Here is a 26,355-nt window from a genome sequence, read left to right as displayed (position 1 = left end):
AAATTAACCTGAGCAAAAATAAAGCTATGTAGGGGAAATTATTTTTTGTTAAAAAAGAGAGATTATAAGTAAGTAGTTATAATTAAATTAAAGATAGATTTTGCCTCTGATCCCCCCTTAGTCCCCCCTTAATAAGCTATCCATTAGTCAGATCTTTCTTAACAAAAAGAGAAGAAACTTAAAAAAAGGGGAAACGATTGATAGGTATAGTTTTGAAAGAAGGAATTAAGGTGGAGGTAAGCAAAAAAATGGAGAAATGGGCAGCCCAAGAATTACAGTATGCAGACCTAGGGGACACCAGAAGAAAGAAAAGGTTAATCAGTATCGTAGAAAACTTGGCCAGTCAACCTAGTACAAGTGTGCCACAAGCTTCGGGAAATCTAGCCGCAGCGAGTGCCACCTACGACTTTTGGAATTCCCCCTATTTTCACCCCTCAGATATAATTGCCGCCCAAGCCAAAAGTACAGTAGAAAGAATCAAAGAACATCCAATAGTTTTGGCAGTGCAAGACACAACAAGTTTAGACTTTACGACGCAAAAAGCCAAAAAAGGAATGGGTTATCTAGATTATAAAAAATCCTTTGGTCTCAAAGTTCATACCACCTTAGGAGTGTCACCGCAAGGAATACCTTTAGGACTGATTAATCAATATGTCTGGGCAAGAGAAGAAAAGAATTTAGGGATTGCCAAGCAACGCAAAAAAAGAGAAACCGAAGAAAAAGAAAGTCAAAGATGGTTAGATTCTTTGTCAGAAACACAACAACAAATACCCGAAGAAATTCAAGTAGTAACAATCGGAGATTGTGAGGCAGACATATTTGATTTATTTGCCCAATCAAGAAGTCCTAACTCTCATTTATTAATCCGAGGAACTCATAACCGAAAAGTTAACTATCTCGAAGACAAGCAAAAGTCAGGGCATCCAGAGCCTAAATATTTACATCAATCCATCAGAGAAATAAAAGCCTGTGGTAGCCTAGATGTGCAAGTAAAACGCAATCCTAATCACGAGGCTAGACTAGCTAAACTAACAGTTAGATTTGCCAGTTTTGAAATACAAGTACCTAAGCATCACTCGAAAGCGAACCCTCGTCAACCGGTCAAATTACAGGTAATTTTAGCTGAAGAAGAAAATCCGCGTCCTGGAGTTAATCCTATCAGTTGGCTCCTCTTAACTAGCCTAGACATTAGTAGCTTTGAATCAGCGATAACCTGTGTGCGCTGGTATAGTTATCGCTGGTTAATAGAACGCTATCATTTTGTTTTAAAAAGTGGTTGTGGATTAGAAAAACTGCAATTAGAAACGGGTCGTAGAATTGAGATGGCCTTAGCTACCTATTCAATTGTAGCTTGGAGATTACTTTGGTTAACCTATCAAGCACGCTTACACGGAGAGGAGAGTTGTGAAAGTTTTTTGGAAGAACATGAATGGCAATCTTTGTGTGCCACTATTCATAAAAAGAGTCCGCCACCTGAAAAGCCGCCCTCCTTTCGAGAAGCGGTCAGAATGATTGCTTCTCTTGGGGGGTTTTTAGGTAGAAAAGGTGACGGTGAACCAGGTGTTAAAACTATTTGGTTGGGACTGCGAAGGTTACATGATATCAGCCAGACTTGGAAACTATCTCATCAAATTAGTCCCCCCATAGAACCCCCTTGAGCCATCTTGCACACTTTTCTCTTTTTGTCAAATTTTATGTTAAGAAAGATGTGACTAATGGATAGATCAAGGGGGGCAGGGGGGATCGAACCTAAAATCCATTTTTAATTTAATTATAACCAGCTACTTAACTGCTGCTGCCCACATATATGTGAGGGAAAGTCACAAATAGGAGATGCAGCCGATAATTTTGGTTCTTCGGTTTGTATTATGCAACGTACAGGATTATAAGAAATGAAACTCTTATAGAGAAAAACATTTGGCGATTTTTGTCAATTGTTTTCGATTAAATCTATTGCCAGATAAGGATTTACTCGATTTATGCCACCCAATCGAACCATACCAAGTAACGAAGAACCATAATTTTCTGGCAATATAGTCTTTAAAGCCTTGTCTAGCAAGACTCCTACGAATGATAAGCACTGATTATCACACAAAGTCGAGGAGAGCCAGCAGTCTCCTAGATCATTATATCTCCGCCCTGAACGGTTAAAACTAAGAATTTGTTAAAAAATCGGGGCGGGGCGGATAATCGGTAATTATGATTAAGGACGGCTGGCGGATTAAAGGTAAAAGTCAAGGAAACTTTTCTGAATAATCCGTAGTTATCCCGGAACCCAAAGGCCGATTAGGCGAGATGGCCGGGGATAGTGCGGTCATCGTTTTTGTTTTGTCGGATCTGTAAACCAACTAACTAAAAAGACACTTATGCACCTACTCAAAGACAAACTACAACATATTAGTACGATTACCCACGAGAGCAAGATAGTGGTGTTCGCCACCGATGCCGAGGGGAAAATTTCCTACACAGTCAAGCAAGATGGGTTTGAAGATAGCTACCTCAACACCCCCGCCGATGAAAGAACCGGCTGGGAAAACTGGCAAACACTAGAATTTCCCGATGAAGCTGATGACCAGTCGGTAGTTGAGAAAGAAAAAGCCGAACTGACTCACCAACAAAATACCAGTCAATATCTCCTCAAATCCCTTTACAAAACCGAAAATATAACCGTAGTTGCGCCAGTACAAGTCATTGCCGCACTGGAACATATTTACGTTTTTCGTCAGTCCAAATCTAACACGCTATTAGTGGACCGATTTGTGTTAGATGGCATGACCAATAAGCTGAACCGCAAGCTAGAAGTTCGGTTTAAGCGAAGGTTCAACTGCGGCTTTAACTAAGTTAGTTTCCTTGTCTTCAAAAGAACTCTTGCAAATTAATTATATGTTATAATAATGGGTTAACTAATTTTCCCCAAAAAATTAGTTAATCAGTACATTCGTCCTGAATGAAAACTTGAAGTTTAACTTTTAACTCAAAACTCTTTAGAGCTGCTTTAATTTGGTTATCAAAACCTCTTTATTTAAGCGGCACAAACTATCTCAATTATAAAAATTGAGAATAAATTCTCCTTGACTTGATTAATCTTTAGGCAACTTTTAAGAAGCTGCTATACCTATCCCTAACTCACAGTTATAAATAGCCGCCAACAAGTTAACTCTTAAACTATATCTTCGACGACGATTCCGATATTTACAGGATAAGATTTTAAAGATTTTGAGTTTCCTATTTATAGGTTCAATGATAATCCTTTCTTTGGCTAAAGCCTTGTTATACTCTTTTTCTAACTCTGTTAATTTTCTATTTTTCGATTTCTTTTTCGGTGTATAACTATTACTATGGTATGCAGCTATTCCCTGATAACCACTGTCTTCTATGCTGGTAGTTAAAGGATGAAAACGAACTCGACTTTTTTTAAATAAACTAAAATCATGACCTCTACCTTTCCCACAGAAGACACAGATAATTTCCTCTGTATTTTGATCAGCTACTAATTGGGATTTTAAAGTATGATAACCTCTTTTACCCGAAAAAAAATCTTTCTGTTTCTTTTGGGGGCGTTCAATGGGAGTTTCCGTTACATCCATTACCGTTATGACCGGTATCTCTGCTTGATTGAGTAAAGCTTTTTTTCCTTTTAAACGGAAGTTTCCCGATTGTAAAAGCATTTTTTCCGTCTTATTTACAATCCGACATATAGTTGATTCTGATAGTTCCCAGCTTGTACCAATGTGAAAATATGTTCTATATTCTCGCCAATATTCTAACGTTACTAAAACTTGTTCTTCTATAGATAGTTTAGGTTTCGGTCCCCTTTTAGATGGTGAATTAGAGTCGGCTTCAACACTTTTTACTGATTCTACCATCTTTCTATATGTTTGTTTGTACACACCGAAACGGCGTTTGAATTGTTCATCTGATAAGTTTTGATAATCCATAATTTTGCTAATAAACATAGCAAAATTATAGATGATTTCCTGACCTAAGATCACATTTTATTCTTTTTTCCACTTCAATCTAAGAATTGAGAAAAAAGCAAAACCTTACATTATACCATAAAAAAATTATGCAAGAGGTCTAAAGGAAATAAGTGAAGAGTTAAGGTCATCAGCGTGTAGATTGTTAATCGAAATTCTAGCCATTGAAATTGTCCTCTTAATCAAAGAAAAAGTAGTTAACTTGAGATTGAGTTTACCTTACTCACCTATTTTTATATAATGCTTTTTAAAGCAGATGGCAACCCTCTTGAAGGATTATTTTTGAACATAAATAAGGAAATAAAGCAGAGCCTTAGATATGGCGTTCTGAGGCAGAGCATTGGAGCAAGAGTTATTAATCTCTCCCTGAACAGTTACCTAAAAATATCTGGAATTGGTGATTGCTTTTCCTAGAAAAGCAATCACTTTTTACTTAAATTTCAACTTTAGTTACCTTCGTAATCTTACCGTTCTTGTCGTACTCCGTTATTGTGATTGTTATTCCGCCCATGATATTTCGGTAATCGTATTCTGTAATATCTTGAACTTGATCGTATTCTGAATTGACAAGAACCAAATCAGTAATTTGAAGTTGGGACATTGGAATTATACTCCTAATTAAGAAAAAAGTAGTTGGCTTGAGATTGGGTTTACCTCACTCATCTGTTCCTAGATTAATCGCTCTCCCAGCAGATGACAACCCCCTGGAAGGATGATTTTTGAACATAATTCTAGTATTTTATGTTCAATTTTCAAGGACAGTCCCCAACGAGAAAATAAGGGTTTCCTGTTATTTCGCCAGCAACTTTGAGATGAAAACTGAGTTTTGCCCCCTAAATCCTGAACATAAATCAACTATTTATGTGTTTCCATTCAATTAATTTCTAAGCGCGAGACCACGGTGCGCCCCTACCATTGGCGCGATAATATGATTGTAGGGGCGAATTGCATTCGCCCTCTTCAAAAACCTGGTATTTTTATTGGCGATCGCAAAGCTCTTATTCATCGGCCCGCGTCCTGTAGGGGCGAAGCATTCGGGCATAAGGGACTTGCGCTTTGATAATGTACCTTTTGGGCGAACGCAGTTCGCCCCTAGATTGTGGACAAAATCCGTTACTGTAGGGGCGCAAGGAACCTGCGCCCTCCGAGCGCTCAGGTTTGCTGATCACCCTAATTAAGCGATTAAATCGATTAACTTTTGTTTTAAAGTTTCCAATCCGAGGCGACGAATAGCCGAGATAAAAACAGCTTGGGGATATTTTTCCTTAGCTATTTCCAAATCGTCGCTTTTTACCTGATCCAACTTATTAAACACCATTAACATCGGACCGGTTTGAATCGGCATCTCCGAGAGGATTTTTAACACCGAGGCAATCTGACTTTCCCAAGCTGGATGGGAGAGATCCACCAGATGGAGTAATGCCTCTGCTTCCGTTACTTCCTCTAAAGTTGCCCGAAAAGCATCCACCAGCGAGGGGGGTAATTCGTGGATAAAACCCACCGTATCGGTTAGTAACAGGGTGTGAGAGACCTGGGTGAGGGGATCGGTAATAGTTAAGCGTCGGGTGGTGGGATCGAGGGTAGCAAACAGTTGATCGGCGGTATAAACTTCGGCAGCGGTGAGAGCATTAATTAAAGTAGATTTTCCCGCATTGGTGTAACCGATGATCGCCACACTGGCTACATCTTGTTTTTGCCGTTGTTTGCGTAAACGGGAACGATGAGCTTGCAGTTGATCCACCTCATCCTGGAGACGGGATAAACGACGTTGAATAGTTCGGCGTTCTGTTTCTAATTTTGTCTCCCCCGGTCCGCGAGTGCCAATTCCTCCCCCTAATCTCGACATGGCTAATCCGCGCCCGGTGAGACGCGGTAAAGTGTATTCTAATTGGGCTAATTCTACCTGTAGTTTACCCGCTTGCGATTGGGCCCGTTGGGCGAAAATGTCCAGGATAACCTCGGTGCGATCGACCACTCTCACCCCGATTTGGTTCTCTAGATTGCGAATTTGGGCGGGAGAAAGGTCGCGATTGAATACAACTAAGTTAGCTCCCGAAGTTTGCACCTGTAGGGCGATTTCTGCCACTTTTCCCGAACCGATCACTGTTTGAGGATGGGGATGATCCCGTTTTTGTCGGGTGACTTGCAAAACTTTACCCCCGGCGGTATCAACTAAACGCTCTAATTCGCTTAAACCGTCCTCAAACTGGCGATCGCTCATATCGTCGGTCATTAAACCAACCAATAGCACCTGATCTTCGGCTGTATCAACGGTTATAGCGGTAAATTCTCGCTGAAACTCCGCCTCTAGTCCTTCCACTAACTCTAAAAAGTCCTGTTTGCTTAAATCCTCTAGATTTAAGGGCGGGGAGACAGACCAGTATATATTACTATTGACATTTGTTTGACTTTGTGGTATGAGATGCGCCAGATAGACTTGCTCCACATAACCGGTCGCCCCACCACCGCGACGGATCATGCCTGTGCCAGTTAGGGTTAAGATCACCAGTGCGTCTAATCTTTGCAAAGCCATGGCGGTTAGACTAGATTCTTTTGGCGGTTCTTGCTTGAGTTCCGTGGCGATGCAACGAATTCCGCAAAGACGTTCGGAACCATAGCGGGGTAGTTCCAAGAGAGAAAATTGCGTTTGTCGGGGGGTTCCCACTCCCACTCGAATTACCTGGCCGCGACGGTTGATATAGGTGCAGAGGGGTTGATGGATATCGGTACTGATGGCCGCCAGTCTTTGGGCGAATTCTGGGGTGGTGAGGGTATCAATAGGCAAGCGTTCATGGTACAGCCTTTGTAGCTGTTTCATCTGACTAGCTTTTAGTCCCTGGGTATTGCCGAAGATGGTATCGATAGGCTTTCCTCGCAATTAGGATTTTATCTATATATTGTAGCGATTTTGACACTCGCTGCTCTTTCCTTTTTTGGCACGTCGCCAATGAGAACAGACAAGTCTGGGCATTTTCAGGAACAGGGAATAGACAGTGCTTCCTTCTCCAGCAAACCCAGGATATGAATCTTTATTAGCGAAAAATATGGCAAAATTTTCCACCGTCGTCAAGGATTTTTACATTTCATATTTTGCAATTTTTATAGCCAAACTCAAGTATTTACTCAATAGTAACCTTTCCGGCTCTTCTAGGTTCTGTGTGATAAGTTTAACTTACATAGGATCGATCTTTGTGTCCTCTGTGTCTGGAGTGGTTCCTTCTACTCCCTCGCCAGCAGGACTGTATCTTAGAATACATTTTACCCACCAAATCCAAGAGAGCCCCTTTCCTTATATTAATAAAGCAAGAATAACAAAAAGGGAGAAAATAAAAAATACAAGCATTAAAGAAACTCCCTTAGATGAATAATAACGGTTCTTCCGAACTTACCATGTAAAATCAACTAGCAAAATGCCAATTTAATAAACATCTAAGACTAAAGTTTTTAAAGTTTCTAAATCCATAGCCTCTCCTTTTAATCACCTTCAGTTTATTATTAATTCCTTCAACTGTTCCCTGGGTTGTTCGGTTATCAAAATAGGCAGTTATTTCGTCAATCCACCGCCGAATTGTCTGGCAGCTTTTAGGAAAGTAAGTCATCGCCTTTGTGAGCCAATCACTCAAGGCAAATAATCCCTCATTCCCCTCCGTATTTTTCTCAAATACTTCTCTAAATTCCTCTTTTAATTTGTGCATTTCCCCAAGTTTTGGAGACACTTTATATACTTCTTCCAATTTTTTCCTTTCTTTCTCTACTAAGTCTCCTTCATTCTTTAATAAGGCATATTTGCTCTTGGCTATTCCTGCTAAGATATTTTCTTTATTTTTCTTATTTTTTATCTTAGCTGCCTCTCTTTTTACCTCCTTTCTTGCTTCATCTAGCTCGTTATTTACTTGTTTCATTACATGGAATCTATCCCCTACTATTTGAGCTTGAGGCATTAGTTTTTCTGCCACATTTTTATACCCTATCCACAAGTCTATACTTACTTCCTCTATTTGGCTCAAAACCTCTTCTCCCCAGTGTTTTAGATATTCTTTTAATGCTTCTTCTGTTCTTTTTTCCCCTAAGCCTATAATTTTTCCTGTGTCTATATTTACTAACACAGCATAGTAATTTCCTTTTCCCTTTATCATGGCTATTTCATCTATTCCTAGTTTTTTTAGCCCTTGAGGTTTTGCGGTTATTAGCTCTTCTCCTAAGTCTTTGAGCATCGTCTCTATTTCTTGTTCGCTTACTCCATTTCTTTCTGCCGTATTTTTGAGATCACTATTCAGGACTTCGGCCACTATTTTTTTTCTAAATCTGTCTGTGTAGGTTCTTTTCTTCGGCAAATAATTTAGTTCTTCTGTGAATTTTTTCCCACATTTCTCGCATCTCATCTGACGACGATTGATTCTCAGATATAATGCCTGTTCTCCAAAGGGTAAATCTCGGATCGTTAATTCATTGTTTTGATGAACTTTTTCCGTTTTACTTCCACAATGAATGCACTGGCTTTCTCTTGACATATTTTCTAAATGTAAAACAATTCCTATATCGGTAATAATTTGATAATTGGTAACGACAACTCCTTCTAGGTGAAGTAGCTCGGTCATTAACTTTAATTGTGGATTTGATGGCATAAGTATAGCTTGTGTCTAAAATTGCTGATCTTGGCTGTCTATATTTTAAACAATAAATTGCTGTATTGCAAGCATAGTCAGCTTTTAAAGATGAATTATTATTTTATTGGTCAGCAATAATTGTCTGTTTTTTCTTTAATTTTACATGACAAGTTCGGAAGAGCCATAATAACATTCTGGAACTTCAAAAATTTAGAACAGAGACCTATAACTTGATTGGACTTGCCAAAGATGCAACTTTTGAGTTAATGGACGCAGTTTTAACCACAAAAACAGCATACTGTTGGGCAGATTTTTCTCTTTCTCCTCTTAAAAAATGTGGTTCTGCCTCAACCGTAATAGATATTCCCCTAGAGGTATATCTATTAACCATTGATTTTACTTAATCTTACCATTGACTTTAATAAATCTTAAAAATACTCTAAGTTACTTATAAAAATAAAGGTACGTTAGCGACAGCGTAACACGCCCTACTTATACAACTTTTGCCAGAGGTCTAAGGCAAAGTCGTCCTAATACTAAATCTGGTTAAGTAGTCATGCAAAATTAATTACCCAAATAAAAAATTAAGAAGTATAATACATAAAAAAACGAAGCAGCAGGAAAATACAATGAGATTGATTAGAGACCTAAACCCCGAGAGCCAGAAAATGCTAGAGAGAATTTATCGAGCTAGTAAACATCATCAAGTAAGAGAGCGAGCGAAATGTATACTCTTAAGTTTTCAGGGAACCACGATAGAAGAATTGAGCGGAATATTTGGAGTTACGAGAAAGACCATCTATAATTGGTTGACGGCCTGGGAAGATAGAAAACTAATTGGTTTTTATAATCGTCGAGGAAGAGGGAGAAAACCTAAATTGACAGAAGCACAAGGTCAACAAGTTATTGACTGGGTAAAAGAAGAACCGAAAAGCTTAAAAAAAATCCAGATAAAAATTGTAGAAGAATGGAAATTAACCGTAAGCAAAGACACGATAAAAAGACTCATAAAAAAAATCAACATGAGGTGGAAAAGGGTGAGAAGAGGGGTCGCCAAAACCCCTGATGAGTGGGAGCTTGAGGTCAAACTACCTATTTTAGAAGAACTAAAAAAACAGGAAAAAAGAGGAGAGATTGAGATAGGATATTTGGATGAAATGGGATGGGATTCAAAGCCTTGTATTCCTTACGCTTGGCAAGAAGAAAAAACCACGATAAAGTTACCACCAATTGAAGGTAAAAGACTAAATATTTTAGGAATAATGAAACGAGATAATCAATTATTTTATGAGACACAGGTCGGAACGGTTACTAGCGAGATAGTTATTAATTTTCTGGATAAATATTGCCAAAATATACAGAAAAAAACTGTCATAATAATTGACCAAGCTTCCATTCATACCAGCGAGGCATTTATGGAGAAACTTGAGGAATGGGAAAAGAAAAATTTGAAAATATTTTGGTTGCCCACTTATTCACCTCATTTAAATTTAATTGAAATATTATGGAGATTTTTAAAATATGAATGGATTGAATTTAGCGCCTATAAAGACCGAAAGAGCCTCCTCGCTTACGTTAAAAAAGTGCTGGACAATTTTGGAGGCGAGTATGTAATTAATTTTGCCTAGGTACTTATTAAAGACTGATTATTTATTCCCCTTTTTGCCGTTCGGCTGAGCTCACGGCCGAAGCCTTTTGCCTGAGCAGAAAACGGGTTTCTCGGAGAAACCCGTTTTCTGTGCGTTACTCAACGGATTTAGTATAAAAGGACAGGGTTTCAAACCGAGGATTTGCGGTGATACAATAAAGCTAGGCAAAAATGCGATCGCAAGAGATAAAGCATGGTTCAAGCACCCATCGAACCCCAACTTTTCTATCCTGACTCCGACGGTAAACCTATGGCCGACAACACAGTTCAATATCGCTGGATTGTTCGCTTGGTTGCCAATCTCAGGTATTTATTTAAAGAGCAAACCGTCTTTGTCGCCGGAGATTTGCTCTGGTATCCCCAGCAGGTAACTGTACCACCCGCTCCCCGTCAAGCTCCCGATGCCATGGTAGTTTTCGGCCGTCCACCGGGTGAGCGCGGCAGCTATAAACAATGGGAAGAAGACAATATTGCCCCCCAGGTAGTGTTTGAAATCCTCTCTCCGAGCAATAGTGCCAGGGAAATGCTCAAAAAGCAGTCTTTCTATCGGGAGCATGGGGTATTAGAAATGTTTTTCTATGACCCAGACTCCCACGATTTCTGGGGATTGGTGCGGGCCAATCAGCAAGAGGATTTTTTCCCGGTGACGGCCTTGAATTTTCCTTGGACTTCCCCAATCCTAGGAATTCGGTTTGAGATGTTTGAAGAGGGTTTAGAGGTCTTTTATCCCAATGGGGAACGATTTAAAGACCCTGAAACCCTCTTTGAGGAGCGCAACCAAGCACAACAAGAACGCGACCAAGCACAACAAGAACGAGATCGCGCTTTTGCCCGATTACGCGAATTGGGCATTGATCCGACACAGTTGTGACTATAATTAATCTTCAGCGGAGATGCCGTCCTCTTCCACCACCGCTTCGGTGATAGGAGAGGGGGGAATTTCCGTTAAGGGAGATAAATCCGCAGGGGGGGGCATCACGCGATCGAGTTTTAGGGTTAAATAACGAATAACCTCATCACTTAAACGCATGGCCCGTTCCATGGGGGCGACTTGTTTGCCGCTGGCCTGATAATTCATCTGCACATAGACACCATCATTGAGTTTTTTGATGGGATAGGCCAGACGTTTTTTACCCCACACCTTAACCTCAATGTCTGTGGCGCTGTGTTCGGTAATCAGAGTCCGATAACGTTCCACTTGTTGCTGAACGACTTCTTCCCCTAAATCGGGACGGAGAATGTAAAGAGTTTCGTAGTTATTGCTCATCTCAGAATCCTTATGGACTAGAAGGCTTCTTTGTCAAGGCCAGGAGTTAATTGATTTTCATAACTCTCTAGCTTTTAATAAAGAAGCAAGGATATATGATCATACTACTATCCGAGAGTCGATCGCTAGTCATTCCCAGAAAAATATGGCGCAACGCTATGTACGAGTGAAACATCGTCAAGGACAAATCTTCTACGGACTGTTACAGCTAAACCGTAGCGTTGCTGTCTTTGATGCCCCTCCCTGGCAAGGAGGGCAACTAACCAAAATAGAATTAGAACCTGATAGCTACCAACTATTAGCCCCCTGTTTCCCGTCGAAAATTATTGCCGTGGGCAAAAATTACCGCGCCCACGCCGCCGAGATGGGAACACCTGTACCGGAAGAACCGCTTTTATTTCTCAAGCCACCGACGACAATTATCGCCGATGGTGAAACGATTTTTTATCCGCCCCAATCGGAAAGAGTGGATTATGAGGGAGAATTGGCATTAATTATGGGAGAAACCGCCAAAAACTGCACCACAGCCCAAGCCAGAAGCAAAATCTGGGGTTATACCATTGCTAACGATGTCACCGCTAGGGATTTACAGAAAAAAGATAGCCAATGGACGCGGGCGAAAGGATTTGACAGTTTTTGTCCCCTCGGCCCCTGGATTGTCCGGGAATTGAGTATCGGGGCGCAATTAACCACTTTTGTCAATGATGGCAGCGAACCCAAACAAAGCAGTTATCTCAGTGATATGGTCTTTCCCCCCGATGTTTTGGTGGCTTATATCTCCCAAGTGATGACCCTGCTGCCGGGGGATGTAATTTTAACGGGAACTCCCGAAGGAATCGGACCGATGCAGGTGGGGGATAAGGTTCGGGTGGAAATAGAAGGCATCGGGGTTTTGGAAAATAGCGTCATGGCAGCAGAAATCAATTAACGATAATTAACAATCCTAGCGAATACGGCGGGGTCTAGACTTGCCCCACCGACTAAAGCCCCGTTTATCTGCGATTGAGCCATAATTTCATCGATGTTATCCGGTTTTACCGAACCCCCGTACTGAATGATGACTTCGGGATTGTCTAATTGTTGCCGAATCAAACCGATAACCCGATTGGCTTCCTCACTTTCGCAGGTTTCCCCCGTGCCAATCGCCCAGATGGGTTCGTAGGCGATAACGAGGTTTTTTTGGTCAACATTGACTAAACCTGCTTGAATTTGCTTGATAATTACCTTTTCCGTTTCTCCGGCATCTCTTTGGGCTTTACTTTCTCCCACGCAGATAATTGGGGTTAAACCTTGTTTTTGGGCAGATATGACCCTTAAATTGACGGTTTCATCGGTTTCGCCGAAATATTGCCGGCGTTCACTGTGACCGATAACCACATAGTGAACCCCAATTTCGGTTAACATATCCGCCGAGATTTCGCCCGTATAAGCCCCCGATTTTTCCCAGTGGACATTTTGCGCCCCCAAGCGAATACGACCGCCGTGGAGGGTTTTAGAGAGGACAGCTAAAGCTGTGAAAGGCGCGCAAAGAACCACTTCTCGGTCGTCGGGGGTTTCATCTAGATGGGATTTAAAATCTTGCAAAAACTCCAAAGCTTCTCTCTGGGTTTTGTGCATTTTCCAGTTACCTGCAATAACAACTTTCGGCACAGCTTAATTAATTTAGTAGATTTGATAATTTATGGTACATTTTACTCTAAGCCTTTTTGTTACCCTAAGCAAGATCACCGATAATCGCTGTTTGTCGTGAACAGATTTCTTTAATACTTTTACCTTTACCTATGCCCTAATCCCCTACCAAATCCTCATGCGAACCTTAGCGATCGGCGATATTCATGGTTGCTCGAAAGCTCTAGATCACTTGCTAGAGATCGTCAATCCCAAACCGCAAGATACTTTAATCACCCTCGGTGATTACGTTAATAAGGGCAAAGACTCGAAAGGGGTGATCGATCGCCTGATTTCCCTACATAAACAGGGAAATTTGATTCCCCTCAAAGGTAATCACGAGATTATTATGCTGCAAGCCCGTCATAACCCCCTCAAACAGCGTCTCTGGTTAGAAAAAGGCGGTAAAGCTACTCTAAAATCCTATAGTGAAGGCCACCTGATTAAAATTCCTGAATCTCACTGGGATTTTTTAGGAAAAGTCTGTATAAATAGCTACGAAACTGCAAATCATTTATTTGTTCACGCTAGTCTCGATCCCCATCTACCCCTAGCCAGACAACCAGAATACAAGCTCTTTTGGGAGAAATTTCAATATCCCGCCGCCCATAGTTCGGGAAAAACCATGATTTGCGGCCATACCAGCCAAAAAAGCGGGAAACCGATTAATCTCGGCCATGCCATTTGTATTGATACTTGGGCCTACGGCCAAGGCTGGTTAAGTTGTTTAGATGTGGAAACGGGGAAATTGTGGCAGGTTAACCAGCGAGGAAATTTTCGCATTAGCCAGATTCAAGATTATTATCTTCCATCCTCTCTACGTCAGGACATTAAGGACGGTTCGCCGATTTTTGGCCGTTCACTCTTGTCAAGAGCGGCAGCAATGACATTTAAGGGCAAATAACTGGGGTAAACTCCCTCGCGAGCGCGTTTAATATCCGTTTCCTCTAGGGGAAGTTGGTATTTTATCGCAATTGCCTTGAGGATATCGCCGCGATCGATTACTCCCGCTACGGCGGAGGCCGGTGTTAACACCGTGAGCATTGGGTCCTGGATGGTTTCCAATTTCTGCACCACCGTCACTAAGGGGGTTTTTTCCTCAACAGTGGCAATTTCCGTGAGGGGATGGGCAATATCAAGCAGTTGTTTTTCTGACCAGAAACTGCGCTCGATCGCCTGTAAATCTGCCACCCGAATTAATCCCCGATAACGTCCCTCGGAAGCGGCAAAATAAGCAGTATTGGCAGCCGCTCGGTCTAAAACGTATTCTTGGGCGAATTCCTCTAGGGTTTGATGGGCGTTTAAAACCCGCAAATTTCTGCTCATCACCTCTCCCGCTTGCAAATTGAGGAGACTTTCCTGTAAATTAGTTAAATTATCGTAGGCGCGGGCATTTCTGAGGATAAACCAGCCCATTAATCCTAACCAGGCACCCCCCACATCTGCCGTCAAGAGAACCAAGAAAATCCCTAAAATAATCCCTAACCAACCGATGAATTGACCACTGATCGCAGCCCAATGTAAACCTTTCCAGCGATCGCCAGTTGCTTGCCAGACCATTGCTTTGAAAATTTGACCCCCATCGAGGGGTAAACCGGGGATAAGATTAAATAGAGCCAAAAACAGGTTAATTATCGCTAAATGCCCGCATATATAGGTTAAATTGGCGTTTAAATAGGGTAAGTGACTGGCTAGGGAGAGGAGACAAAACAGGAGAAAACTGACGAGGGGTCCAGCGATCGCTACTTGCAGGGCCTCGGGAGGAGTCCGAGATTCTCGCTCGATCGAGGCCATACCCCCAAAGAGAAACAGGGTAATGGAATTGACCTGGATGCCTTGGGAGCGAGCCATGAAACTATGACCTAATTCGTGGAGTAAAACCGAGATAAACAGCAATAAAGCGATGATTAAACCAAGTAACCACGCTAAAACAGCACTATGGGCGGCCAGAGACTGAATTTCTGCATCGGTGGCATTGATCAAGGTGACAAAAGCCAGAATCAAAAACCACGAGGAATCAATATAGAGAGGAATGCCCAATAAAGAGCCAATTCGCCAATTTGTACGCATAATTTTCAGTGGGGAAATGGGGAAGTGGGGAAGTGGGAAGTGGGGAAATGGGAAATTTAGCTGAAATTTCCCCATCACCCTAAATCCCTAACCCCTAACCTTTTTTAAGACATTTGGAAAATAAAAGTCATTTTGTCCCCTTTACCGAGGGAAATGCGATCGCCAGCCCGGAGACGATGACGATTGCCGGGGGGTAGGGGATTGTGATTAACGTAGGTTCCGTTAGCGCTGCCCGTGTCTTCAAGGTAATAGATGCCCCCTTCGACGCGGATATCGCCATGAACCCGGGAGACGATGTCAGAATCGGGAAAACCGGAAACATCGATATCGGGGGGAATGCGATCGTTAGGTTTGCCGATATGAATTACCGATAGATGTAGGGGTAATTCAATTTTGCTATCGGTTTGTAGGTGCTGGAGACTGGCCATTTCCGTCTGCAAGCGGGTGGCGGCCGGAACCGGTGGGGGGGCAACAGGAGGAGGTGCGATCGAGGCGCCGGTGGCTGTAGGGACCGGTGGGACGGGTTCAGGTTCCGATTCGGGTTGGGCTGCCACCATGGGAACGGAATTAGGCTGTAAATTGTACCCACACTGACCGCAAAAGGTGGCATCAGTTTGGATGGTTGCCCCACAACTAGGACAGGAAGACATCCGCGGCAAGGGAGTGTAACAGGCCTCGCATTGAGTGGCCTCATCGGGGTTAATATGTTCGCAATTAGGACAAACGATCATTTTTAAGGAAAAAGTAAAAAGGAAAAAGTAAAAAGTAAAAAAGCAGATTAGGGGTTGGGGTGTTGGGGTGTTGGGGTGTTGGGGTGTTGGGGTGTTGGGGTTTTAGTTGAATTACCCCATTTCCCTATTCCCCTATTCCCCTATTCTCTAGACAAAAGAGGAACCAGCGGCCGCATCGAGCAACCAATATAATTCCCCGGCCGGGGGGTGGATGAGACGGGAAGGATAGGAGAAAGAGTCACCATAGGCAGAGAAAATCTGATGTAGAGCGGGGCGTTTACTTTCGCCGGCAGCGATAAAGATCACACAACGGGCCTGATTGATCAGGGGAACGGTAAAAGTCAAGCGGGGATTGCCGTCTTTCTCGCCGACGGTGATACAGCGATCGCTCACCGTTAAAGCTGCCGTGTGGGGAAAGAGAGAGGCGGTGTGACCATCATCGCCCATTCCCAATAAAATCAGGTCAAAAACGGGAAAATCGGGAGAATTGACCCCAAACCATTGGCGGAGATGATCATCGTATTTTTGGGCGGCCAGCTGGGGATCGGGTTCATCCGTGGGCATGGGATGAATATTAGCGGCTGGGATCGGTATGCGATCGAGCCATGCTAACCGGGCCATGCGTTGATTACTGTCAGGATGATCGGGACTAACGTAGCGCTCATCTCCCCAGAAAACGTGAATTTTTGACCAGTCGAGGGGTTGAGAGGATAAAGCCTCGTAGAGAGGTTTCGGGGTACTACCGCCGGACAGAGCGATGGTAAAATAGTCCTGTTGGTCGAGGCTGGTTGTGATTTTTTCCAGAACCAGCGCCAGAGATTTTGCGATCAGAGCTTGTTTATCAGCTAAAACTTCCACCAATTTCTGCATGGGTTTTGTTATCAACTCAGGGGGGCTGTCTTTACTATAGGCTAACCATTGAGGACTCATCTGAGAGCTTGGGAAAATTTTATTCTTTGACAGTCTCTGTCTTAGGGAAGAGATCTGGGGAAAACCCAGTCTGAGAGCTTGGGAAAATTTTATTCTTTGACAGGGATAGGTTTACCGATGCCATATTGAGGTAATATTTCTAGAGTCGATTCTCGAAAGAGGTTGACAAGCAGAACGATTTAGCGTAGGGTTTAGCGGGAGGTTGAGCAAAAGTTAATTAGAAATTGCAGTTTGTCAGATTGCCTCTCGGCAAAATCCGTCTGGGAACCCCCAGCGAGAACTTTTAAACAGACTAATGAATCTATTCATTGACATACCATTACAGAAACAGCGATGAACAGTTTTACTTCTTTGTCCCTGAAATTAACGGGATTGGTTTTCATTCTTTCCTTCCTTTTGGATGCGTTTATCCTGCCGCTGCCCTATCAATTCAGTCAATCCCAATGGCAGGTAGGGTTCGTCACCACCTTTGTCGATCGAGGAATTGTTCCTCTTCTGGGTATCGTTCTCGTTTTAATCGCTTACTGGATTGACGATAACAATAAAAATTTCACTACTAGGAAATACCACTTTGAATTGCGTTGGCCGATCTTTATTCTTTCCACACTGTTAGGCTTAGTTTTTCTGTTGATGATTCCTGTTCATATCAATAATATCAACCAGATTAAAAACGACGCTTTGACTCAAATTGAACAGGGTGTTGACCAAGGGGAGGGACAAATTCAAGCTTTCTTAGCCCAGTTAAATACTCTATCGCAAAATCCCCAACTATTAGACCAGCAGATCTCTCAGAGAACTCAAGTGATTGAAACTGGTCGTGTCCAAGGACAACCGATCAGCACAGAACAGTTACAAACCCTTCGCCAACAAAGAGAGCAATTAACTAATTTACGCGATTTATCCAAAAGCCCGAGGGAATTTAAACAGCGATTAGATGAGATCAAAAATCAGCTACAAACTCAGCTGCAAGAGCGGCGAAAACAGGCAGAAAGCCAAGCTAACTTGGAGGCTTTGAAACAGTGGTTAAGAATTGGTAATCAAAGTATGTTGCTATCGATTTGCTATAGTTTGATCGGTTGGTTAGGCATTCGAGAACTAAGTAGTATGAAACAACCCATCGCCTAAGTAGGGGATTTATCTTAAATGATGAAGTCTAAAGTTTTCGTTTTCGGGAGCCAAAATTCGGGCTTCGGCCAGGAGCTCAGCGTTCGACAAAAGCTCACGCCGAGTTCCGAATGGACTCAGCAGACGAGCGCGGACAACAGCATACTTAATCCTTAGGATCAAATCTGTAACTACTTAGATATTCAGCCACAAAGGGTATCATTTGCCGATGCTCTTTTTTTTATTAAACCTCTTGCATAATTAATTTTTGCTGATTCAAAAGCGTCCTACAATACTAAATCCTGTTTGAAAGGCATAGGGGAGCAGGGAGTGGGGATAAGGGAGAATAAATAAAAATAATCTCCTGACTACTGACTGCCGACTGCTGACTCCACCAAGAAACTTTTTCAGTAAACCCTAATTAGAGATTTTTTAGTACAAAGGCTCTAGAATGGCCCGTGCCAGTTATTGACCCGAAGACTTGTTTTTTCAGTCTTGTGGCTTTATCATGGGTACTGTGTGGTGTGTGTGATGTGAAGGAGTAAGATGACTGCTAATAGCCAACTTATCTCCGTCAAGGCTCTACAAGCTTTGATGAAGCGAGGGTTCAAACCTTCGGTCTCTGGTAGACGGCATCAAAAATCTTGGTTAATAGCTTTAGACGGCGATACCTCAAAACGATTATTCGATATCGTTTTCTCCCTATCGGTTCTAATTTTCTTTTCGCCGCTTTATTTGATCTTAGCCTTATTGATCGCGATTAGTTCCCCCGGTCCGGTCTTCTATATGCAGAAGCGCGTCGGTCAAAACTTCCAGCATTTCAACTGTATCAAGTTCCGTACTATGGTAATGGACGCGGATAAGGTGTTAGAGAGACTGATGGAAGACTCCCCCCAACTGCGGGCGGAATTCGAGGATAATTTCAAGCTCAAGGACGATCCCCGCATAACTTGGATTGGCAAGTTTCTCCGCTTAACCAGTTTGGACGAGTTTCCCCAATTCTGGAACGTCCTGCGAGGAGATATGAGCGTCGTCGGTCCGCGGCCTTTAGTTCCCGAAGAATTGCAGAAATATGGCAATCGCATCGACAAGGTCTTAACTATTCGCCCCGGTTTAACTGGTTTATGGCAAGTTTCTGGACGTAATGACATCCCCTATCCCATGCGGGTGCAGATGGATGTGTATTACGTTAATTCGCGTAACTGGTTAACCGATATCTGGGTAATCTTCAGAACTATCGGTGTTGTGGTTTTTCCCAAAAATAACGGTGCTTACTAAAGCGGTGAATAGTAGTTCAAGATTACTGGCTACTGTTCCAATGTAATTAATCGCTAGACTGGAGGAGAGAAAGGCAGAACTTGCTTTTTTCTCCTCTTTTTTTGAGAAGAAATATTATGATATAGCGTTTTTCAGTCTGCTGAGGTACAAAAGTTATGGGTTTTAGGCAAAAGGCAAAAGGGAAGAAAATAGGTGTACCTCACTAGCTTAGGAAACGCTATAGTAATTAGGGCTTGCTAGATAATGGTAGAACCCTTTTAAAATAAGACTTTTGACCTTTTAAGAGCCGATGTTCATGCTGCGAAAATAGATTGAGACCTTCAAAAACCTTGCATTATCCTTTTTGTGGTACGCAAACTGGTAAAAAAAAGGGGAGCAACAAAGCCTTAAACTCCTGTCTTCTGCCTGACCCCATCCTAGGCCTTTTCCAGCAAACCCTACTTAGCAGTTATCTTAAGGGTGAGGTACGAAGTCTCTGATTTTAGGAAACACTGGAACTAGAAATGATGCTAAATCCCGTCATTTCGTCCCTACCACAATTTAGGCATTTTGTCAAAAAAATTTTGACTTTGCAACAAAACTACACAAAAATTAGATCAACGTTGTTAGGGAAAAAAGGGAGAATTAGCGGAAGTGTTTGGTTTGGCTAAAAGGAAAAGTCTAGATTTAGCAATGGTTTCAAGGCAAGCTAGAACTTGAGAACTTCAAAAAAGCACAGAAAACTCCACCATAGCATAATGCGAAATTATACCAGAATCGCTGGAAGTATTGCCACCTCGTAAATAAATAGAAATTATTCTCAATAAATTCTTGAGTAAAAATAAATATTACTAATTGTAAATTGAAATATTTTTAAGTATTGAAGGTGTTTGTATATAAAATACTTATCATTTTGCCCCGATTGCCTCTAACTTTTCCCTCCCCACAGCAATCACCGGGTAAGTAGAAAATTTCTCATTCTTTCTCCTAAAGATGAAGTACAGATTAATCCTTACTCATCAAGTATTTTAGCAACAATAACTAACCTCATCTTTCTGAGAAAGGCTGTAACTGCCATAACCTCCTTTATAGGCTCTTCGTTATCCTTTATGCTAAATCAACAGACAAGATGCCAAGACAACATACTTCTAACCCAAAAATTTCGAAAGTTTCTAAAGCCATAGCCTCTCCGTTTTATTAGTTTAAGTTTATTGTTGATTCCCTCGACCACCCCATTAGTTGTCCTTCGCTCGAAATAACTAATGATTTCTCCAAACCAGTTTCGGATTGTTTGACAACTCTTGGTAAAAACACTGGAGGATTTTGCCAACCAGTCCGAGATAGATAGCAGTCCTTCTGTCGGATTCTCTGAGGTTTCATAAATCTTTCTAAATTCTTCCTTTAACTCGTGCATCTTTTTCAAATTTGGGAATTTTTCTTTGATAGCTTCTAGTTTGATTTTTTGAGTTTCCGTTAAATCTTCTTCATTTTTTAACAGACTATATTTACTTCGCTTTAAAACTTCTAGCTTTGCTTCTTTTTCCGTTTTCTGTTTTTTATTTTTCTGCGCTTCTACGGCTCTTTTTTCCGCTCTTCTCTGTTCGTCTAACTCTTGATTAATTTGTTTCATTACATGAAATCTATCGGCGACTACCTCGGCCGATGGCATCAATTCTTTCACCAAATTTTTATAGGGCAACCAAAGGTCTATGCTGACTTCTTCAATTTGCTCTAACACCTCTTTTCCCCACCCCGTAAGCGTTTCCCTCAATTCTTCTTGTGTTCGCTTCTCTAGAATAGCTATTAGTTTTACCGTATCTAAATTTACTAAAACTGCACAGTAATTTTTTTGTCCTTTGACTAGAGCGATTTCGTCAATTCCTAGTCTTTTTAATTCCGATAGGTCTGGCTCTGTAATTTCTTCGGCGATGTCCTCTATCATTCTTTGAATCTCTTCTTCCGTTACGTCATTTCTTCGGCTAAGATTTAAAATATCTCCTTCTTTTAATTGTTCGAGTATATTCTCGGCTAGTCTTTTCGTATAGGTTCGTTTCTTGGCGACAAAATCTAACTCTTCGCTAAAGGATTTCTGACAATTACCGCACTTAAATTGACGACGATTAACTTGTAGGTACACTGGTTGACCTGAGAGCGGTAAATCTTTGACTAAATGTCGATGATTTTGGTGGAGTTTATCGCTCTCTAACCCACAACGAGGACAGGCTGCTTTTTTATTTTTCGATTCGACTGGTTAAACTATACCGATATTTTCTAGGTGTCGATAGCCTTGAATACAGGTTCCTTGTAGGTTCAAAAATTTGTCAAGTATTATAAGTAAAATAATCTCGTTTTTGGCTATTATATTAAATCTTAACTCGATTGTCTATCTTTTGGTATTAACCTATTTGTGCCTTAAGTCTTTTCCTGTATGAATTTCAGCTACTTTTGAGCGTAGTTGCTCTCATCGAATTTTATTTTAAGTTAATTATTTGCATAACAATTCCCGAAGAGCCCCTTTATATTGTAAAAATAGTCAAGTTCTTAATTGTCGGTCTTACCGAGAATATCGTCTTATGAGGGGAGAATTATTAGTAGCCTGGGCAGCACAACAAAAATCCTTCGATAGCAATTCTGCTGTGAACAGCCAAACGGTGGGAGACATTCCTGAACTGGTTCTTGTCTTGATCCTGCTGCTACTGATTGCCACTGCTGTGGCCCTAGTAACCCAGCGATTACGCATTTCCTATGTGGCAGGTTTAGTGTTAGCAGGATTACCGATTACCGATCTGTTATCTCGTCGTATTGGCTTAGATCCGTTTTTAGTGCTTAACCTTTTTCTGCCGATTCTGATTTTTGAAGCGGCGATTAATACGGATATCAGCCGTCTTCGCAGCACCTTTAAACCGATCGCACTGCTCGCAGGACCTGGTTCGGTTTTTTCTGCGGCGGTTATTGCAGTTTTGGTAAAATTTGGCCTGGGGCTAGATTGGATTCCCGCCTTATTGGTGGGAGTGATTCTAGCAAACACCGATACTGTCTCAATCATTGCCGTCTTTAGAGAAATTCGGGTTCCCTCTAGGCTCTCGACTATTGTGGAAGGGGAAACACTATTTAATGATGCAGCCGCACTCGTCACCTTTAATTTGCTCTTGGTGATTTACGCGACTGGAACCATCAGCACTACACAAGTCATCAAGGAAGTGTTGATCGTTGCTCTGGGTGGGGGATTAGTGGGCGCTGTCCTAGGCTACCTGTGTCTGCCTATCTATGTGCGCTTACGGGATCCGCTTAGTAGCCTTTTGCTTACGGTTGCGCTTGCCTTGGGAGCTTTTCAACTCGGGCAGTTTTTGGGTGTATCGGGAGCGGTAGCGGTAGTTATTGCCGGACTTGTCTTTGGTAACTTGGGGCTGCCTCGCAGCGCCTCTGCATCCGATCGCATTACCCTGATCAGTTTTTGGGAATACGCCGGTTTTATCGTCAATACCTTTATTTTTCTGCTCATTGGCATTGAAATCAACCCCTTGACCCTATGGCAAACCTTGCCATCGATTGTGCTGGTCATTTTGGCTTATCAATTGGGGCGTATTCTGTCAGTGTATTCTTTACTATGGGTACTTCGCTGGATTGATCGACCGATCCCCTTGCGCTGGCAACATATTCTGATTTTGGGCAACATCAAGGGTTCCCTCTCCATGGCCCTAGCGGTTGCTATTCCTTTGACTCTAACAGGGAGGGAATTGATCATCGAGCTAGTCTTTGGCTCTGTGTTATTTTCTCTGGTTATCCAAGGATTAGCCTTACCCTGGTTAATTAAAAAGCTCAATATTAGTCAGGTTTCGGCAGTAACCCAGGAGATTGGCCAGTTGCAGCTGCAGTTGATCGCGTCGAAAGCGGCACAAGATGAGTTAGCCAATTTACTGAAATCTGGCGTTTTACCGAAAGCAGTGTACGAAGAACTGTGGGCATCTTATCAGGCAAAAGTGGCGGTATCGGAACGGCTGCTGCGGGATGCTTATAATCAGTCTCGATCGGGGCAAATGGAGCCTAACAACAGTCAGTTAGATGCCATTCGACGACGATTGTTCCTCGCTGAGAAAGCAGCCTTGAGCGATGCACTTCGCAAACGCATTGTACCGGAAGACTTGGTACAATCCTACGTTAAAGGTTTGGATGAGAAACTTCTATCGTTGGACGATGATTAGTTTGAATGCCGAGGTAATCGATCATCGGTTTGACGAATTCCGGACGAGTAACCACCAGAATAGTTGAGTCTGCTTCTAGGACGGTATTGCCGTTGGGAATCTCTAAACTGGCAGAAGGGTGACACTGATAGCCAATAATCAGCGAACCGGTCGGAAAGTTGGCATCTTGAGCGATTTGGGCAACGGTACGCCCAGCTACATAACAATACTTGGGGACGGGCAGCTTTAGCACCTCCACTTGTCCCTGTTCAAAGTGCATCATCGATTCTACTTCGGGGTATTCGATCGCATTAGCCATAGTGACAACGGCTAAATCAATCGTGCTAATGATGTGACTAGCTCCAGCAAGACGATAGGCTTCGAGAAATTCGCGATCGCACATTCTCACCACAATATGGGAAATGCCATAACTTCTGGACAAGGTAACTAGGGCTAGATTCATCGCATCGTCCCTCAATGCGGCAACAACCGCGTTAGCTTGTCGAATCCCCGCCTCTAGCAGAACTTTCGTACTGACAGCACTCCCCTCAAAGGCCATGACACCAATTTTTTCCCGGGCAAACCGACAAGCTAAAGGATCCACATCAACGATGGCGACGGTGTGTCCCAAGTCTAAAAGTTGTTGGGCTAAACCTAGCCCCACCATTCCCGCCCCACCAATTAAAACGTACATAGCGGCTCTTTACTTAACAAAATACTACCCAATTAAGTGGTTTCAATTAGATTATAACCAGCTACTTACCCCAAAAATCTCCACAGACAACATCAAATAAATTTATTTTTATCAATTCAAATACAAGAAAAAACAACTCTCTTGATTCTCAATCGATCAATATTTCGGGAAATAGTCAGGTATTTATCCTCCAATCGGATAATTCTCGCAACTTGCTCAGGATTTGGCGAGTTATAGGAGTTGGTTTCGCTCTAGGACGCGTTATGTTGACAAAATCTCGATCTCGCGCTCGATTACGGTGATAATTTGTAAAATATTTCTAGATTCGCCAGGTTGAACGTTTAACTCATCTCCTACATGGACATGATCGGGAAAATTCGGTAAATCGGGAAAATGTTCCACGTTATCCCAGCGTTTTCTTAACTTCTGTTTGCTTGCGTCCATCCATTGATAGCGATAGCTTATCGTAACGATGCGTTGATCGATCGAGGTAAAAGCCTCCGCAATTTCTAAAAAATCTCCGTTCGTTAAAAGGATTCTCGCTCGGAAATAGCCTCGATCGAATAAAATTCTTTCATCGACAATCGTGAAAGAGTTCACAATCGAACTCTCAGATAATTTCCGTTTAACCTTGCGAATATAATCGGCTATCTCCATCTAATTTGATCGTAAACTTATCTCTTTTCTAGCTGCCAATAGCATTTCATAATAAACATTCCACTCGAAATAATCCATAGCGTCCCCTAGCTCACCAGAACGAAATCTAGGAGAGAATTCTTCCGAACTCATGCGATATTGATTTTCGTATTGCTTGACACGGGTTTCTAAATCCAAAATTTGAGCGTTAATCTGCAAATTTTCCCGTTGTTCGCTCTCAATTTTCCGATTCAGTAACTCTCTTTCTTCCTCGGAGAGAGAGAGAATAATTCGCGCGAGAGAATCAATCAGTTGGGTGTTCATTGTCGTTAAAATCCGAGATAGGATTATTTCCCCTGAGAACTGTAGCAGATTCGATCGAGAACCGCTGCCATGACTTCTAGGAAATAATGGGTGGATGAGGCTGTACCTATCCACCCTAGATATCTAAATCTGCGGGGCTAAATTTCTTGTTAATCTGAGGAAAACCTAACTGTTTAATCACTTGATGTTTGCGTTCTTCCTCAAGGGATTGCAAATTATTATAATTAACCCAGTGAATACAGTTAACCGGACAAGTCTCGATCGCTTCTTGAATAATTTCTTCTTCGTCACCGTCCTGATTATAGACACGAGAGCGACCGTATTCGCCTTCAATAAAAAAGGTATTGGGGGCAACGTGGGCGCAGTGTTTACAACCAATACAAGTGACCTCATCGACGTAAACCGCTTTCTGGCGCAGTAAACCGCCCAATTCGGGTTCAAAACCGGTGCGATCAGGGGAATCTCTTAGGAATCCCCCTAACTCTGGTTCAAAACCAGAGCGTTCGGGAGAAAAATCAGCCATTAGGCACTCCAACGTTGTACCACTAGACGAATAGAACCATCAGTATTTTTTTCCTGTGCTGCCACCTGAAAACCCTGTTTAGCAGTTTCTGCCAGGATGGTGTGGTAGGCATAACCTTGATTTACTTTTCTTAAAAATCCCTCTACGGTTAGAGGTTGTTGCCAGTATTGTAAATCGGCAACTAACTCGTACTCGTTGCCATTCCAGCGAAAACCGATATCGTAATTGTTATCCTGCTCGATTACCACCTCTGCGCTTAAAGTTTGACCTTGATAACCTTTGACGGGGTGGGAACCCTCTTTCCATTCCATCCCCATATCGCTCAGGGCGGCTTTTAGGTAGGATAGATCGCGGATTTTGGTTTTGATATTGCTAAAGTGTGACATGGCTTTTCAGTGGCTTAAATAAAGGGATTGGGAAAAATGAAAAATTACCAGTCGCTAAAAGTGGCTGCGTTGCTGACTTTCTCTGACTGGCTGACGGTTTGATGGTAATAATCCGAGGTTTTCTCTTGAGACATCAGCTGCCCGAGTTGTGCCTCGATCGCCGCCGTCACCTCTTGACAAGATGAACCGACTATGCCTGTCACCTTTTCCATGACGCGACCATCGGGATAGATAATAAACTCTAGGCTTTCCATGCTCATAGGTCTTCTCGGCGTAATCTGGGGTTTGCAAAGCTCCCTATCGTTTTAATTTACGATAGTTTGCTAATCGTAGCAATCTGGTTAAAATTTTA

26 protein-coding genes and 1 pseudogene are annotated in these 26,355 nt (G+C 42.2%); 11 read left to right on the top strand and 16 right to left on the bottom strand.

Features of this window, described 5'->3' with window-relative positions; translation table 11 throughout:
- Positions 1 to 248: 248 nt before the first annotated feature.
- Both ACQY1X_RS12025 and ACQY1X_RS12020 read left to right on the top strand, forming a co-directional pair.
- The gene (locus ACQY1X_RS12025) at positions 249 to 1,658 is read left to right on the top strand and encodes an IS4-like element ISMae7 family transposase (RefSeq protein WP_080601601.1); all 1,410 of its coding nucleotides are present in this window, start codon (positions 249 to 251) and stop codon (positions 1,656 to 1,658) included.
- Positions 1,659 to 2,366: 708 nt separating this feature from the next.
- On the top strand, positions 2,367 to 2,840 hold the full coding sequence (locus tag ACQY1X_RS12020; protein WP_069474333.1) for a hypothetical protein: 474 nt from the start codon (positions 2,367 to 2,369) through the stop codon (positions 2,838 to 2,840).
- A gap of 258 nt (positions 2,841 to 3,098) precedes the next feature.
- Here ACQY1X_RS12020 and ACQY1X_RS12015 read toward each other — a convergent pair whose 3' ends face one another.
- The 3 genes from ACQY1X_RS12015 to hflX form a co-directional block, all read right to left on the bottom strand.
- Entirely contained in the window at positions 3,099 to 3,956 is an 858-nt protein-coding gene (locus tag ACQY1X_RS12015) for an IS5-like element ISMae4 family transposase (protein WP_002735720.1), read from the bottom strand.
- A 454-nt stretch (positions 3,957 to 4,410) separates the two neighbouring features.
- Entirely contained in the window at positions 4,411 to 4,578 is a 168-nt protein-coding gene (locus ACQY1X_RS12010) for a hypothetical protein (protein WP_176721685.1), read from the bottom strand.
- Positions 4,579 to 5,151: 573 nt separating this feature from the next.
- Complete coding sequence (gene hflX, locus ACQY1X_RS12005) at positions 5,152 to 6,855, bottom strand: GTPase HflX (protein ID WP_430014728.1); 1,704 nt, start codon at positions 6,853 to 6,855, stop codon at positions 5,152 to 5,154.
- 115 nt (positions 6,856 to 6,970) lie between these two features.
- On the opposite strand from hflX, the gene ACQY1X_RS12000 reads away from it, so the two are divergent.
- Positions 6,971 to 7,345: a hypothetical protein gene (locus ACQY1X_RS12000; protein WP_430014727.1), complete on the top strand. Its 375-nt coding sequence runs from the start codon at positions 6,971 to 6,973 to the stop codon at positions 7,343 to 7,345.
- 30 nt (positions 7,346 to 7,375) lie between these two features.
- Here ACQY1X_RS12000 and ACQY1X_RS11995 read toward each other — a convergent pair whose 3' ends face one another.
- Positions 7,376 to 8,602, bottom strand: coding sequence for an ISL3 family transposase (locus ACQY1X_RS11995; RefSeq protein WP_430014726.1), 1,227 nt, complete (start codon positions 8,600 to 8,602; stop codon positions 7,376 to 7,378).
- A 212-nt stretch (positions 8,603 to 8,814) separates the two neighbouring features.
- On the opposite strand from ACQY1X_RS11995, the gene ACQY1X_RS11990 reads away from it, so the two are divergent.
- From ACQY1X_RS11990 to ACQY1X_RS11980, 3 genes are all read left to right on the top strand, one after another.
- Entirely contained in the window at positions 8,815 to 8,988 is a 174-nt protein-coding gene (locus tag ACQY1X_RS11990) for a hypothetical protein (RefSeq protein WP_430014725.1), read from the top strand.
- Positions 8,989 to 9,213: 225 nt separating this feature from the next.
- Positions 9,214 to 10,212 (top strand): IS630-like element ISMae24 family transposase, encoded by a 999-nt coding sequence (locus ACQY1X_RS11985; protein WP_052275630.1) that lies wholly within the window; start codon positions 9,214 to 9,216, stop codon positions 10,210 to 10,212.
- 213 nt (positions 10,213 to 10,425) lie between these two features.
- Positions 10,426 to 11,103 carry a Uma2 family endonuclease gene (locus ACQY1X_RS11980; protein ID WP_271988338.1) on the top strand — a complete coding sequence of 226 codons (678 nt, stop codon included), beginning with the start codon at positions 10,426 to 10,428 and terminating at the stop codon, positions 11,101 to 11,103.
- Between the two features lie 6 nt (positions 11,104 to 11,109).
- Here the strand turns inward: ACQY1X_RS11980 and rpsF are convergent, their stop codons facing one another.
- Positions 11,110 to 11,499, bottom strand: coding sequence for a 30S ribosomal protein S6 (gene rpsF / locus ACQY1X_RS11975; RefSeq protein WP_002733521.1), 390 nt, complete (start codon positions 11,497 to 11,499; stop codon positions 11,110 to 11,112).
- Between the two features lie 145 nt (positions 11,500 to 11,644).
- Between rpsF and ACQY1X_RS11970 the strand changes: the two genes are divergently transcribed.
- Positions 11,645 to 12,427 (top strand): fumarylacetoacetate hydrolase family protein, encoded by a 783-nt coding sequence (locus ACQY1X_RS11970; RefSeq protein WP_430015737.1) that lies wholly within the window; start codon positions 11,645 to 11,647, stop codon positions 12,425 to 12,427.
- Here ACQY1X_RS11970 and tpiA read toward each other — a convergent pair.
- Complete coding sequence (gene tpiA / locus ACQY1X_RS11965; protein ID WP_430014724.1) at positions 12,424 to 13,149, bottom strand: triose-phosphate isomerase; 726 nt, start codon at positions 13,147 to 13,149, stop codon at positions 12,424 to 12,426. The two genes, ACQY1X_RS11970 and tpiA, sit on opposite strands and share 4 nt — an antisense overlap.
- Before the next feature lie 157 nt (positions 13,150 to 13,306).
- Here tpiA and ACQY1X_RS11960 point away from each other — a divergent pair, with 157 nt between their 5' ends.
- Positions 13,307 to 14,071, top strand: coding sequence for a metallophosphoesterase family protein (locus ACQY1X_RS11960; RefSeq protein WP_430014723.1), 765 nt, complete (start codon positions 13,307 to 13,309; stop codon positions 14,069 to 14,071).
- On the opposite strand, the gene ACQY1X_RS11955 is transcribed toward ACQY1X_RS11960, so the two are convergent.
- The 3 genes from ACQY1X_RS11955 to pgl all read right to left on the bottom strand — a co-directional run bounded on the left by ACQY1X_RS11955 (position 13,990) and on the right by pgl (position 16,838).
- Entirely contained in the window at positions 13,990 to 15,237 is a 1,248-nt protein-coding gene (locus tag ACQY1X_RS11955) for a site-2 protease family protein (protein WP_430014722.1), read from the bottom strand. The two genes, ACQY1X_RS11960 and ACQY1X_RS11955, sit on opposite strands and share 82 nt — an antisense overlap.
- A 104-nt stretch (positions 15,238 to 15,341) precedes the next feature.
- The gene (locus tag ACQY1X_RS11950; RefSeq protein ID WP_430012811.1) at positions 15,342 to 15,968 is read right to left on the bottom strand and encodes an FHA domain-containing protein; all 627 of its coding nucleotides are present in this window, start codon (positions 15,966 to 15,968) and stop codon (positions 15,342 to 15,344) included.
- Between the two features lie 147 nt (positions 15,969 to 16,115).
- Positions 16,116 to 16,838 (bottom strand): 6-phosphogluconolactonase, encoded by a 723-nt coding sequence (gene pgl / locus ACQY1X_RS11945; protein WP_103113406.1) that lies wholly within the window; start codon positions 16,836 to 16,838, stop codon positions 16,116 to 16,118.
- Between the two features lie 393 nt (positions 16,839 to 17,231).
- On the opposite strand from pgl, the gene ACQY1X_RS11940 reads away from it, so the two are divergent.
- Both ACQY1X_RS11940 and ACQY1X_RS11935 read left to right on the top strand, forming a co-directional pair.
- Entirely contained in the window at positions 17,232 to 18,023 is a 792-nt protein-coding gene (locus ACQY1X_RS11940; protein ID WP_069475430.1) for an HpsJ family protein, read from the top strand.
- Between the two features lie 525 nt (positions 18,024 to 18,548).
- A complete protein-coding gene (locus ACQY1X_RS11935; protein ID WP_002752714.1) occupies positions 18,549 to 19,280 on the top strand; it encodes a sugar transferase in 732 nt (243 codons plus the stop codon).
- A 1,096-nt stretch (positions 19,281 to 20,376) separates the two neighbouring features.
- Here ACQY1X_RS11935 and ACQY1X_RS11930 read toward each other — a convergent pair.
- Positions 20,377 to 21,591, bottom strand: a pseudogene (locus ACQY1X_RS11930) (ISL3 family transposase).
- Between the two features lie 241 nt (positions 21,592 to 21,832).
- On the opposite strand from ACQY1X_RS11930, the gene ACQY1X_RS11925 reads away from it, so the two are divergent.
- Positions 21,833 to 23,461 (top strand): cation:proton antiporter, encoded by a 1,629-nt coding sequence (locus tag ACQY1X_RS11925; RefSeq protein WP_430015717.1) that lies wholly within the window; start codon positions 21,833 to 21,835, stop codon positions 23,459 to 23,461.
- Here the strand turns inward: ACQY1X_RS11925 and ACQY1X_RS11920 are convergent.
- The 6 genes from ACQY1X_RS11920 to ACQY1X_RS11895 form a co-directional block, all read right to left on the bottom strand.
- Positions 23,418 to 24,134, bottom strand: a complete 717-nt coding sequence (locus ACQY1X_RS11920) for a potassium channel family protein (protein WP_430015716.1) — start codon at positions 24,132 to 24,134, stop codon at positions 23,418 to 23,420. The genes ACQY1X_RS11925 and ACQY1X_RS11920 overlap by 44 nt on opposite strands.
- A gap of 261 nt (positions 24,135 to 24,395) precedes the next feature.
- Positions 24,396 to 24,734: a toxin-antitoxin system TumE family protein gene (locus ACQY1X_RS11915; RefSeq protein ID WP_430015715.1), complete on the bottom strand. Its 339-nt coding sequence runs from the start codon at positions 24,732 to 24,734 to the stop codon at positions 24,396 to 24,398.
- Positions 24,735 to 24,791: 57 nt separating this feature from the next.
- Positions 24,792 to 25,094, bottom strand: a complete 303-nt coding sequence (locus ACQY1X_RS11910) for a hypothetical protein (RefSeq protein ID WP_149973990.1) — start codon at positions 25,092 to 25,094, stop codon at positions 24,792 to 24,794.
- 115 nt (positions 25,095 to 25,209) lie between these two features.
- Positions 25,210 to 25,617: a ferredoxin gene (locus ACQY1X_RS11905; RefSeq protein ID WP_104396940.1), complete on the bottom strand. Its 408-nt coding sequence runs from the start codon at positions 25,615 to 25,617 to the stop codon at positions 25,210 to 25,212.
- Positions 25,617 to 26,003 carry a DUF1257 domain-containing protein gene (locus ACQY1X_RS11900; protein ID WP_002731926.1) on the bottom strand — a complete coding sequence of 129 codons (387 nt, stop codon included), beginning with the start codon at positions 26,001 to 26,003 and terminating at the stop codon, positions 25,617 to 25,619. The genes ACQY1X_RS11905 and ACQY1X_RS11900 overlap by 1 nt, the downstream gene beginning before the upstream one ends.
- Before the next feature lie 44 nt (positions 26,004 to 26,047).
- Positions 26,048 to 26,263, bottom strand: coding sequence for a DUF2997 domain-containing protein (locus tag ACQY1X_RS11895; protein ID WP_002752708.1), 216 nt, complete (start codon positions 26,261 to 26,263; stop codon positions 26,048 to 26,050).
- Positions 26,264 to 26,355 lie beyond the last annotated feature (92 nt).

Source organism: Microcystis protocystis FBCC-A270, from assembly GCF_050500235.1.
Lineage (GTDB): Bacteria > Cyanobacteriota > Cyanobacteriia > Cyanobacteriales > Microcystaceae > Microcystis > Microcystis ichthyoblabe_A.
This window is presented reverse-complemented; position numbering and strand designations above follow the sequence as displayed.